General features: G+C 70.1%; 9 protein-coding genes. 6 read left to right on the plus strand and 3 right to left on the minus strand.

Going from position 1 to position 11517, the window contains the following annotated elements; all coding sequences use genetic code 11:
• Positions 1 to 39: 39 nt before the first annotated feature.
• From AB0F44_RS28265 to AB0F44_RS28290, 6 genes are all read left to right on the plus strand, one after another.
• On the plus strand, positions 40 to 960 hold the full coding sequence (locus tag AB0F44_RS28265) for a sugar isomerase (protein ID WP_357360420.1): 921 nt from the start codon (positions 40 to 42) through the stop codon (positions 958 to 960).
• A gap of 4 nt (positions 961 to 964) precedes the next feature.
• The gene (locus AB0F44_RS28270; RefSeq protein WP_357360422.1) at positions 965 to 1891 is read left to right on the plus strand and encodes an ROK family protein; all 927 of its coding nucleotides are present in this window, start codon (positions 965 to 967) and stop codon (positions 1889 to 1891) included.
• A complete protein-coding gene (locus AB0F44_RS28275) occupies positions 1888 to 2796 on the plus strand; it encodes a hexose kinase (RefSeq protein WP_357360424.1) in 909 nt (302 codons plus the stop codon). The genes AB0F44_RS28270 and AB0F44_RS28275 overlap by 4 nt, the downstream gene beginning before the upstream one ends.
• A gap of 1 nt (position 2797) precedes the next feature.
• The gene (locus AB0F44_RS28280; protein ID WP_357360426.1) at positions 2798 to 3649 is read left to right on the plus strand and encodes a class II fructose-bisphosphate aldolase; all 852 of its coding nucleotides are present in this window, start codon (positions 2798 to 2800) and stop codon (positions 3647 to 3649) included.
• An 85-nt stretch (positions 3650 to 3734) separates the two neighbouring features.
• The gene (locus AB0F44_RS28285) at positions 3735 to 7310 is read left to right on the plus strand and encodes a TIM-barrel domain-containing protein (protein ID WP_357360428.1); all 3576 of its coding nucleotides are present in this window, start codon (positions 3735 to 3737) and stop codon (positions 7308 to 7310) included.
• Positions 7311 to 7381: 71 nt separating this feature from the next.
• The gene (locus tag AB0F44_RS28290) at positions 7382 to 9523 is read left to right on the plus strand and encodes a hypothetical protein (protein ID WP_357360430.1); all 2142 of its coding nucleotides are present in this window, start codon (positions 7382 to 7384) and stop codon (positions 9521 to 9523) included.
• Here AB0F44_RS28290 and AB0F44_RS28295 read toward each other — a convergent pair.
• From AB0F44_RS28295 to AB0F44_RS28305, 3 genes are read right to left on the minus strand one after another with little or no spacing between them, the layout of a single operon-like run.
• Complete coding sequence (locus AB0F44_RS28295) at positions 9520 to 10230, minus strand: hypothetical protein (protein WP_357360432.1); 711 nt, start codon at positions 10228 to 10230, stop codon at positions 9520 to 9522. The genes AB0F44_RS28290 and AB0F44_RS28295 overlap by 4 nt on opposite strands.
• 46 nt (positions 10231 to 10276) lie before the next feature.
• Positions 10277 to 10693: a GIY-YIG nuclease family protein gene (locus AB0F44_RS28300; RefSeq protein WP_357360434.1), complete on the minus strand. Its 417-nt coding sequence runs from the start codon at positions 10691 to 10693 to the stop codon at positions 10277 to 10279.
• Positions 10690 to 11322: a hypothetical protein gene (locus AB0F44_RS28305; RefSeq protein WP_357360436.1), complete on the minus strand. Its 633-nt coding sequence runs from the start codon at positions 11320 to 11322 to the stop codon at positions 10690 to 10692. Before AB0F44_RS28305 ends, AB0F44_RS28300 begins: the two co-directional genes overlap by 4 nt.
• Positions 11323 to 11517: the final 195 nt, after the last annotated feature.

Here is an 11517-nt window from a genome sequence, read left to right on the forward strand (position 1 = left end):
GAGTCCAGCCGGCAACACAACGGAGGGTGACCCGACGCCATGACCGCATCCGCACCGACGACGCATCTCGCAGCCGAGATAGCGACGCAGCCTGCCAACTGGATAGCGGCCAGAGGCACCGCCGAACGAGCTGCCGATTCTCTCCCGAAGCCGGGGGAGAAGGTCGCGGTCGTCGGGTGCGGGACCTCGCTCTACATGGCGCAGGCGTACGCCTCGCTGCGCGAGGAGCAGGGTCTCGGCATCACCGACGCCTGGACGCCGACCGAGGCCCGCATCGACCGGGGCTACGACCGGCTGCTGGCGATCACCCGGTCCGGGACCACGACCGAGGTCGTCGACCTGCTCGCTCAGGTCCAGGGCAGGATCCCGGCGACGGTGATCTCGTCCTCTCCCGGGACCCCGGCTCTCGAGCTCGCTGAGCCGATCCTCATGCCCGAGGTAGACGAGAAGTCGGTGGTCCAGACCCGCTTCGCGACCACCGCGCTCGCGATGTTGCGCTGGCACCTCGGTGAGGACCTGAGCCTGGCCGCCGAGCAGGCCCAGCAGATCATCGACGCCGGCGAGAGCGCGTACGGTCCGGCGCTGACCGCCGAGCAGCTCACCTTCGTCGGCCGCGGCTGGACCAACGGAGTCGCGCAGGAGGCGGCGCTCAAGCTCCGGGAGTCCGCGCAGCTGTGGACCGAGTCCTACCCGATGATGGAGTACCGCCACGGCCCGCTCTCGATCAGCGCCCCCGGCCGGGTCGTGTGGGCCTTCGGTGACCTGGTGCCGGGCTTCGCCGAGGACGTCGCGGTCACCGGTGCCGACCTGGTGCACCATGACGTCGACCCGCTCGCCGAGCTGGTACGCGTGCATCTGCTCTGCGTGGAGCGGGCCCGTCGAGCCGGTCTCGATCCCGACGTGCCCCGCAACCTCACGCGCTCGATCATCCTGAGCCCGGCTGCCGCTCCTCCCGAGTGAAGCGATGAGGGAGTCTCCTACGGAGCGGGCTCTCGCCCTCGCGTTCGACGTCGGCGGCACCTCGGTGCGTGGAGCCGTGGTCGGCGCAGGTGACGTGTCGCTGGCGGAATCGCGGGTGGCCACCCGCACCGGTCCGGCCGTGCTCGACGACATCGCGCTGCTCGGTGAGCAGCTCCTCGCCGGCCTGAGCCCTGTGGCCCGGGCGCAGGTCGCCGGGGTCGGCGTCGCCTTCCCCGGACTCGTCGACACCGAGTCCGGGACCTCTCTCAAGGCGGTCAACCTCGGTCTCGTCGACACCCCGGTGGCAGCCCCGCTGTCCGAGCGCCTTGGCCTTCCGGTCGCGGTCTCGCACGACACAGCCGCTGCCGCGGGGGCGATCTGGGTCGACGCCGGCTCGCCAGCCTCCGCACTCGTCGCGGTGCTCGGGACGGGCGTCGCTGCGGTGACGTACGTCGAGGGCAGGCCGATCGCCGGCGTCTCCGGTCAGGCCGGTGAGCTCGGCCACCTGGTGGTCGACCCGGCCGGGGCCCTGTGCACCTGCGGGCTGCACGGCTGCGTCGAGACGCGCGCGGGCGCTCGGAGCATGCTGCGGCGATATGCGTCGCTGGGCGGCTCTGGGGTCACCGGCGTCGCCGAGCTCGTCGCGCGGGTCGAGCACGATCCGCGCGCCGCCCGGGTCTGGTCCGAGGCGATCACCGCCCTCGCCGACGGTTTCCTCGCCGTGGGGGCACTGCTCGCCCCCGGCGAGATCATCCTGGGCGGTGGCGTCGCCGAGGCCAGGGGATACCTGCTCGAACCGCTACGGGTCCGGATGCGCGAGCGCGCCGGCGTGACCGCGGTCCCGCCCGTACGCCTCTCCGCCCTCGGCGGCCGGGCCGGCCTGGTCGGCGCCGCTCGGCTGGCCCTGGCGTCGACGGGGGCGGGCGCATGATCATCACCGTCACGCTCAACCCGGCGATCGACGTGACCTATCGGCTGCCTCGGCTGACCGTGGGTGAGGTCCACCGGGTCGCCGAGGTCACCAGCCGCCTCGGCGGAAAGGGCGTGAACGTCGCCCGGGTGCTGCACCAGCTCGGCGAGCCGACCCATGCCGTCGGCCTCGCCGACCACGACTTCGCCAAAGCCCTCGCGCGAGAGCTGCCGGCGACCTTCCTGCCCGAGCTGGAGGGCGTACGCCGCACCCTGGTCGTGGTCGCCGACTCGACGACCTCGCTGTGGGAACCGGGCCGGCAAGCAGCCGCCGGAGCCGACCAGAGGCTGCTCGACCTGCTCGCCGACGGGATCGGCGACGCCACGGCCGTCGTCGTCTCCGGCAGCCTCGCGCCCGGCGTGCCCGCCGACCTCCCGGCGCGGATCGCACGGCTCGCGGCAGCCGCCGGCGTACCGGTGCTCCTCGATCTCGATGACGCCGCGCTGGCGGCCGCGGTCGGAACCGGCGCCGTCCTGACTCCCAACGAGGACGAGGCCGCCCGCTTGCTGGGCCGGCCCATCGACGACCCGGCCGCCGCGGTCGCAGAGCTCGCCGCCCGCCATGGTGGCCCGGTCGTGCTGACCCGCGGCCACCATGGGCTGATCGCGTACGCCGACGGCGCGTGCTGGGAGGTGCGCCCGCCCGCCGGGGTCACCGGGAACCCGACCGGCGCCGGGGACGCAACCGCTGCCGGGCTCGCCCGCGGTATCGCCAACGGCAGGCCCTGGCCGGACATCCTTCGAGACGCCGCCGCGCTGGGCGCCGCCGCGGTCGTCACCCCGGTCGCCGGCGAGATCGACCCCGACGCGTACGCATCGTTCCTGGCCGACGTCAGAATCAGCCGAATCGACCTCGAGGAAGACTGACATGCCCCTGGTTCCGATGTCGCTGCTGCTCGACAACGCCCGCGGCACCGGCCGCGGCCTGGGCGCGATGAACGTCATCCAGCTCGAGCTGGCCGAGGCGATCGTCGCCGGCGCCGAGCAGGCCGGCCGTCCGGTGGTGCTGCAGATCTCCGAGAACACCGTCGACTACCGCGGCGCGGTGGCGCCCCTGTTGCGGGCGAGCATCGCGATCGCGGAGCGCGCCACCGTGCCGGTCTGCGTACATCTCGACCATGCGACCCGGGTCGAGCTCGTCGAGGAGGCCGTCGTGCTGGGGTGTCCCTCGGTGATGTTCGACGCCTCGAAGCTCGACTACGAATCGAACGTGGCCGCCACCGCCAAGGTCGCGGCCTGGTGTCACGAGCGTGGCGCGTCCGTCGAGTCCGAGCTCGGAGAGGTGGGCGGCAAGGACGGCGTGCATGCGCCAGGGGTCCGCACCCAGCCGGCCGAGGCTGCGGCGTACGTCGAGGCCACCGGTGTCGACGCACTTGCGGTCGCGGTCGGCTCCTCGCACGCGATGACGACGCGTACCGCCAGCCTCGACAACGAGCTCGTCACCCGCCTCGCCGCTGCCGTCGACGTGCCGCTCGTGCTGCACGGCTCCTCCGGGGTACCCGACGAAGGCATCGTCGCGGCCATCGCCGCCGGGATGACCAAGGTCAACATCGCCACCCACCTCAACGCGACCTTCACCCGCGCCGTCCGCGCGGCGATCGCGGACGAGGGCAAGGTCGACCCGCGCAAGTACCTCGGCGCCGGCCGCGATGCGGTGGCCGGCGAGGCCGCCCGTCTGCTCGCACTGATCGGCGGACCAAGGGTGGACCGCGCAGTGTGACCTGCGTTACAGTCGCCTCCAACTTGCGATTGATTCTGACTCTTTAGGGCGTGAGGCGATCATGTTCAATCACTCAATCCGACGCTTGTTGGTCCCAGGAGTGGCTCTGGCCGCTGCCCTGGTCGCGCTCAGCCCGGTCAGCTCTGTGGCTGCCGAGGCGAGCGAGCTCGGCGACGTCACCGGCTTCGAGCGCGACGGCGACAGCTACACCTTCGAGTCCGGCGAGGCCGCGCTGCGCGTGACCTTCGAGGACGCCGACATGGTGCGCGTACGCCTGGCCCCGAACGGCGAGTTCACCGACCCCGCCAACGAAGACCCCACCGAGCCCGGTGGTCCCGACGCCGACATCGTCGTCAAGCGCGACTACCCCGGCGGACAGTCGGAGGTGAAGGAGACCGGCGCGGCGTACGTCATCAGCACCGGCAAGGCCGTGCTCACCGTCACCAAGCAGCCGATCACCCTGCGCCTCACCGACCCGGACGGGAAGGTGCTGATGGCGGAGGCCTCGCCGCTGACCTGGGACGGGAAGAGCACCGTGCAGCACCTGGAGCGCGGCGCCGAGGAGCAGTTCTTCGGTGGCGGCATGCAGAACGGCCGGTTCAGCCACCGCGGCGAGACGATCAAGATCTCGCGCGACTTCAACTGGAACGACGGCGGCAACCCGAACGCGGTGCCGTTCTACGTCTCCTCCCGCGGCTACGGGGTCCTGCGCAACACCTTCGCGGCCGGCAGCTACGACTTCGGTGCGCCGACCACGACCACCCATGACGAGCAGCGCTTCGACGCCTACTACTTCGTCGGCGACGCCGAGCGCGTCATCGACTCCTACACCGAGCTGACCGGCCGCCCGGTCGCGGTTCCGATGTACGCCCTGGAGGTCGGCGACGCCGACTGCTACCTCCACAACGCCAACCGCGGTGAGCGCGAGACCCTCCGCGACTCGACCGCGATCGCCGAGGGCTACGCCGAGCACGACATGCCGCTGGGCTGGATGCTGGTCAACGACGGCTACGGCTGCGGCTACGAGGACCTGGCCGAGACGGGCGACATGCTGAACGACCACGGCGCAGAGCTCGGCCTGTGGACCGAGGACGACCTGACCGAGCAGGAGACCGAGGTCAAGGCGGGCGTACGCGTCCGCAAGACCGACGTCGCCTGGGTCGGCCCGGGCTACCGCTTCGCGCTCGACGCCTGCGAGCAGGCTCGCGACGGCATCGAGACCAACAGCGCCGACCGCTCGACCGTCCTCACCGTCGAGGGCTGGGCCGGCACCCAGCGCTGTGCCGCGGTGTGGAGCGGCGACCAGTCCGGAAGCTGGGACTACATCCGCTGGCAGATCCCGACGTACGCCGGTTCCACCATGTCCGGCCAGCACCTCGCCACCGGCGACGTCGACGGCATCTTCGGCGGCAGCGCCGAGACGTACGTCCGCGACATGCAGTGGAAGATGTTCCTGCCGATGACCTACCTGATGAGCGGGTGGGCGTCCTCCGACAAGCAGCCGTGGCGCTACGGCGAGCCGTACACCTCGATCAACCGGAAGTACCTGAGCCTGCACGAGCGGCTGCTTCCCTACTTCTACACGCACACGATGCGGGCCAACCGCAACGGCGTGGGAGCGGTCAAGCCGCTCTATCTCAACTACCCCGAGGACCCGAAGACCTGGGGCGACGCGGTCAAGTACGAGTTCCTCGCCGGCGACGACTTCCTGGTCGCCCCGGTCTACGAGGACGCCACGACCCGCGACGGGATCTACCTCCCCGAAGGCACCTGGGTCGACTACTGGAGCGGCCTAGTCCACCAGGGACCGACCACGATCGACGGCTACAAGGCTCCGCTGGACACGCTGCCGCTCTTCGTACGCGCCGGCGCGGTCGTGCCGCAGTTCCCCGAGGGCACGCTCGACTGGCAGCAGGGTAAGAAGTCCTGCCGCCTGGACCTGGACATCTACCCGCAGGGCTCCTCGTCGTTCGTGAACTACGAGGACGACGGACGCAGCCAGGCGCACGCCTCGGGCGAGTCCGCCACCCAGGAGTTCGAGGTCGAGGCCCCCGAGCAGGGCCGCGGCAGGGTCGTGGTGCGGCTGGGTGAGGTGGACGGCTCCTACGTCGGCAAGCCCACCTCGCGCGAGTACGGACTCAGCGTCCACGCCGATGCCGAACCGGGCAGCGTGGAGCTGGACGGCGAGGAGCTGCCGCAGCGGGGCTCGAAGGAGGAGCTCGACAGCGCGGCGACCGGATGGTTCCACGACTCAGCGACTGGCATCACGCAGGTGAAGACCGGGAAGCTGGCCACCTCCGCTGCGGCCGTGGTTGCGCTCAACGGGTCCTCGGCGGTCGGTGGTGGCCACCCGGCCGATCGCAACGTGAGCCTCGACGCGGCCACCTCCGCGATCGCGGTCTCGGGCGAGGCCTCGGAGGTCAGCGCCACCTTCACCAACGACACCGGCTCGCGCGTCCAGCTCGACTCGATCACGGCCAAGGCCCCTGAAGGCTGGGACGTACGTGCGGGGTCTGCTGTGTCGGGGTCTCTCGCGCCCGGTGCGTCCCGCACCGCGACGTTCAGCGTCACGCCACCGGCCGACGCCTCACCCGGCCGGATCAAGATCGACGCGACCGCGACCTACGTGGCCCACGACCGGACGTACGCGGTGACGGACTCGGCGACCACCACGGTCGCGCATCCGGACCTGGCCTCGGCGTTCAACAACGTGGGGGTCACCAGGGCCGAGGACCCCGCACCGGGCGACATCGACGGCGGAGGCAGCAGCTTCCTCGCCGGCAAGCTCGCCGAGAAGGGCGTCACGCCCGGTGCGACAGTGAGCGCGAACGGGTTCGACTTCACCTGGCCGGACTCGGAGCCGGGCACCCAGGACAACGTCGCCTCCGGCGGCGAGACCATCCGGATCAGCGGCAAGGGCAACGCGCTGGCCTTCCTGGGGACCGGCACCAGTCTCTCGGCAGCCGAGAAGGCGACCGTGCACTACACCGACGGCACCTCCAGCACCGGGACGCTCGGCTTCCCCAACTGGTGCTGCGCGGCGACCGACAGCTACGGCGCCAAGGTCGCCGTGACCACCCTGGGGAAGAACACGCCGAGCGGCCCGGCGTACCCGACGGTCTCCTACCGCCTGTTCACCAAGACCCTGCGCACCGACCCCGCCAAGGAGATCGCCGCGGTCACGCTGCCCTCCAACGCCGCGGTGCACGTGTTCGCGATGACGGTCGGCGACGAGGAGATCGTTCCTCCGGCGCTGGCGGACGGTCAGTACTCGCTCGGCAACGTCGCCTCGGGGCTTGCGCTCGACGCTGCCGGTGAGACCAGCAACGGCCAGCTGACCACGTCGGCCGTCGGGGCGGCGGCGTCGCAGAAATGGGTGGTCACTCGGAACGAGGACGACGGCAGCTACCAGCTGAAGAATGCCGGCACCGGTCTGTGCGCCGACGTCGCCTACAGCTCGAAGACGAGCGGGGACCCGGTGGTGGAGTACACCTGCACCGGCACGCCGAACCAACGCTGGGTGATCGCGGCCGACGGTGCGGCGCTGAAGTTCTCGGCGAAGCACAGCGGTCTCAGCCTGGCGGCCGGTGCCAACGGGCTGGTCGTGCAGCAGACCGACACCGCGGCAGCGGTGCAGCGGTGGCGCGCCACCCCGAACTAGGTCTACCCGGTCGCACTGCTTACATGGCCTCATGAACCGCGCGACGCGGTGACCGAGGATGGTGGTGAGCAGTGCGACCAGGCAGTCGCCGTGAGGTGGTGCTCTGCGCTGTCTTCGTGCTGATCGCCCTGGGCTGGATCGTCACCGGGCTCCGCGCCGACCCCGGGGAGCTCCACGATGCTCCGGTGGTCCTGGTCGGTCCCGATGTCGTCACCGTTCCGCTGGTGAAGCAGGTCAACGCGGTCCCGGGGCGGCCGTTCTCGGCCGGGGCGGTCGATAACCGCACCGAGGCGGCAGAGCTGCTGGAGCGCGGTGACGTCGTCGCGGAGCTCGACATCGACCTGTCCGGTACCCAGGATGAGCTGCGTCTGGCCACGGCACACCGGCCGGCGCTCGCTCGTGCGATCCAGGCCGAGGTGACGCGGATCGAGAAGACCCGGGGACGTACGGCCGTGCTCACCGAGCCGCCTGATCGGCTCGAAGGGCGCCCGCTGTCCTGGGTCACCTTCGCGACAGCGCTGGCCGGCTTCCTGCTGGTGTGCGTCGTCTCGCTCGTGTGGGGCCCGTTCGCGCGTACGCTGCCTCGGCTCCTCGCGCGGCTGACCGCCCTCGCCGCGCTGTCGGTGGGAGCGGGCGTTTTCGGCTGGCTACTCGCAGGGCCGGCACCGGCGGGGGAGCGGATGCTGGTGGCGTCGGTCCTCGCCGCCACGGTGATCGCCGCGGGTGCGTTGACCTTCGCCTGCGAGATCATCGGCGGGTTGCCTGGGCTGCTGCTCGCGGCGACGGTGATCGTCGCCGGGCCCGTACCTCTCCTTCTCGCCGGGGACCGCCTGCTCCTTGCGGATGCGTGGGCGTTCGGGTCCAGATGGACGATCGCGGGAGCGGGGGAGTCGCTGTTGTGGGCGGCTTCCGGGGACGGTGTCACCGGGATCGCTCAACCGGTGGTGACCATCGCGGGGTCGGCACTGCTCGGTCTGGTCGTGCTGGTGGCGATGCGGTGGCTGGTCCGGGTCGACGTCGAACGCCCGGGCGCGCTCGCGTCGGTGCGGCCCTGGCGGCGAACCCTCGGCCTGGTCCTGGTCTCGGCCACCTGCCTGACGATCCTCGCGACCGCGCTGACCTCCGCACTGCACAGCGAAGCCGTACCGCGCCCGCTCGCCAGCCTCGCCTCGACGACCCAGTGCGTCCCAGCGGGTCCGGTCGAGGACGTCGACGACCTCAACCGGATCACCAGGCTCCGCGCCGAGCCGGCGCTCCAGGGCGGCGACGTGGGGGTGAGCGCCCATCTGAGCGATGGGCGGAGCATCTGGATGTTCGGCGACACCCTGCGGGACAAGAAGTTCTCCGGAGCCGGCTTCGTACGCAACTCGATGCTGCTCGTCGAGCCCGACTGCCTGCAGGTCGTCCTCCCGGAGTCCGGCGGCGCCATCATTCCCGACCGGGGCGACGGTGTGGGCTACTGGCCGATGTCGGTGACCACCCTCGACAAGCCGGGATACGCCCTCGTCGTGGTGGCCGCGCAGCGGGTGCGTACGACCGACTCCGACGACGCGTTCGGCTTCGAGGCGCTCGGACCGGCCATCGCCCAGTTCGTGGTCCCGGACGGGGGAGTCCCGCAGCTGATCGCGGTGACCGACATCGGTGCAGACGACGCCGACACGCGCCGGCCGATGTGGGGCGCCGCGGCGGCGGTGTCGGGGAAGTGGCTCTACCTCTACGGCACCGCCCGCGAGCCCGACCCGCCGCTCGGCACCGGCTTCGCCCTGCACGTCGCCCGCGTCGCGCCGGACCACGTCGCCGACCCCGACCGCTGGACCTACTGGGACGGCACCGGCTGGAACAAGCGTCCCGGCTCCTCGAGCGAGCTGATCCCCGCGACCGACGGCGTCTCCCAGACGCTGAGCGTCTTCGAACGCGACGGGCGCTGGTACGCCTTCAGCAAGAGCGACGAGTTCCTGGGCGACGACCTGGTCTTCTGGACCTCGTCGTCACCGACCGGCCCGTTCCGGGCGCAACCACCGGTCGGGACCCTTCCCTCCGGAGTGGCCCGTGGCGAGCTCCGCTACATGCCGCTCGCCCATCCTGACATCCTCGAGCAGCCCGGCTCGGTGATCGTATCCTACAGCCGCAACAGCACCGACTTCGGCGCGGTCCTGCGTAACCCGCTCCTGTATCGTCCGAAGTTCATCCGGGTCGACCTCCCGGATCGCTAGCGAAGCCTGCGCCTGCGGCCGAGACGCGGGTCGCCGGCCCGGATCAGGATGTCCTGGATGGTGAGATTGGCCGCGATCGCCTCACGCAGCGTCTCCAGGTTCTCGCGGATCGCCCGCATCTCCTCCCGCGGCTTCCGGTGCTGGAGATACGCTCGGATGCGACGTACCTCCTCGTCTCGGGTGGGGTTCTCCCCGCCGAGTTCTTCGTAGAGGTTGTCGAGCACCTTCCGGCCCGCGTTGAACGTCGGCCGAATCTCCGGCCACCGGACTCCTTCGTCGTCGACCTCGACGCTCGTCGTTCCAAGTGGAAGCTGGTCGAGGGTCAGCGCGTGCGAGAGCACGTCCAACGCGGAGGTCTTGATGCCCAGGAGGAAGTCGAGGGCGAGGCGGGACTGGCCGTCGAGCACGTTGAGCTCCCAGCGCAGCTCCTGGAGACGTTCGGTGACCACCCGGACATCGGAGATCTGCCGCGGCACCAGCACGAGCAGCGCCCCGCGCGCTGTCGCGAGCTCGATGTCCGACGCCCGGTCATAGCGCTCCATCTGAGCGACGATCTCCTCGGCCCGCACGAGCACGTCATTGATCTGTACGTAGAGGAGGAACAGATCCGCCCCGAGATAGGCCGCCTTGTCGCGTTCGTTCCTGCTCACGATGCCCGGAACGGCCCTGAGGACCACGTCGACGATCAGCTTGACGAACTCGATCATGCGGCGATCGTAGGGCGCCTCTCCCTCGTGACGCCGACGTTTGTCGTCAGATCAGGTTCATCTCGGGCGTCCAGCTCTCTAGGAGTCGACCTTTCAGGGCGTGAGCCTCGTCGCGCGTCTCGCACTCGAGCCAGTTGACCTCCGCGGTCGCGAACCACGCGGTCACGACAGCGATCTCCTCCACTGTCATCACCGTCGGCCTGCTGCGGGCGTGCTTGCGGGTGACTCCCAGCGTCTTGACCGCGACCGAGGCACGAAGAGTGCAGCGGCTCAGGTCCAAGGAGGTGCTGAGGTGCGTACCGATTCGCCTCCGCAGATTGCTGGCCTTGCCCACGTAGACGCACTCGCCGTCGTGGAACCAGGCGTACACGCCAGGAGAACGAGGGATCTCGCCGCGGGACAAGGTGCCTGTGGCGAAGCGCGTGGCGGATAGCAGCGCTGCCCACTCGGGGTCCGTGCTCATGGGACCAAGCCGGCCACGGGGCTCTTGCCGGGTGACGACCAGTCCTGGCCTCGCAGACTTCCGTCAGCAGTGACCATGACGAACTTGAGGCGCCGGGCGAGGTCGCTCTGCAGGCCCATCATCGACTTGAAGAACGTCTTGGCTGTCTTTTTGGTCGGCGCATACTCGGCAAGCATGGGCAGAAGGAGCGTCTCGAAGGCCGCTGACTCGATCCAGCCGACCTCGGTTCGGTAACCGAGCAGGGCGCGCACTCCGGTCTTCTCGACGAACGTACGTGCGTCGTTCTCGTTGAATGGTGTCAAGCACGATCCCAGGTGGATGTAGCAGTTGCGGGCGCTGTCACCAAGAACTTCGGCGAGGTCGTTGAGACTGGTGTCATTGCCCTTCGACCAGTTGAGCAATCCCTTTTCACCATGCGCTGCCAGATAGAGAACCAGGTAGTCGTCATAACGGGCCTGGCCCCATAGGTCGAGGTAGTGCTCGACCTCACCGGTGGTCGCGACCTTTCGATGGATCACCTTGATCGCGCGGAGACGCTCCAGCAGCTCTAGGACGGGTAGGACACTGGTGCGCTTGCGTAGGTCCGAATCCCACTCGCCCTCCAGGCAGAAGATGCCATTCGCCGCCATCGTTCCCTCCTCCAAGTCGTGGCGACTCTAGGAGGAGTGACGACCCCAAAGTTGAGTTCCGAGGCACGTACCTCGCATTCGGTAGATCCAGAGTCGTCGGGGGGCGCCGAGCTGCGGGAACGTACCGAAGATCGCGCGCTTGCCCTCGGGGGCGTTCTCGGTCGCGACCAGCGCGGCACCGCTCCACTCGCCGCC

The organism is Nocardioides sp. NPDC023903 (assembly GCF_040639295.1).
Classification (GTDB): domain Bacteria; phylum Actinomycetota; class Actinomycetes; order Propionibacteriales; family Nocardioidaceae; genus Nocardioides.

Bases quoted from the DNA above. Each gene is read 5' to 3' on its own strand.
- AB0F44_RS28265 (WP_357360420.1), top strand. From the start codon at position 40: ATGACCGCATCCGCACCGACGACGCATCTCGCAGCCGAGATAGCGACG.
- AB0F44_RS28270 (WP_357360422.1), top strand. From the start codon at position 965: ATGAGGGAGTCTCCTACGGAGCGGGCTCTCGCCCTCGCGTTCGACGTC.
- AB0F44_RS28275 (WP_357360424.1), top strand. From the start codon at position 1,888: ATGATCATCACCGTCACGCTCAACCCGGCGATCGACGTGACCTATCGG.
- AB0F44_RS28280 (WP_357360426.1), top strand. From the start codon at position 2,798: ATGCCCCTGGTTCCGATGTCGCTGCTGCTCGACAACGCCCGCGGCACC.
- AB0F44_RS28295 (WP_357360432.1), bottom strand. From the start codon at position 10,230: ATGATCGAGTTCGTCAAGCTGATCGTCGACGTGGTCCTCAGGGCCGTT.
- AB0F44_RS28300 (WP_357360434.1), bottom strand. From the start codon at position 10,693: ATGAGCACGGACCCCGAGTGGGCAGCGCTGCTATCCGCCACGCGCTTC.
- AB0F44_RS28305 (WP_357360436.1), bottom strand. From the start codon at position 11,322: ATGGCGGCGAATGGCATCTTCTGCCTGGAGGGCGAGTGGGATTCGGAC.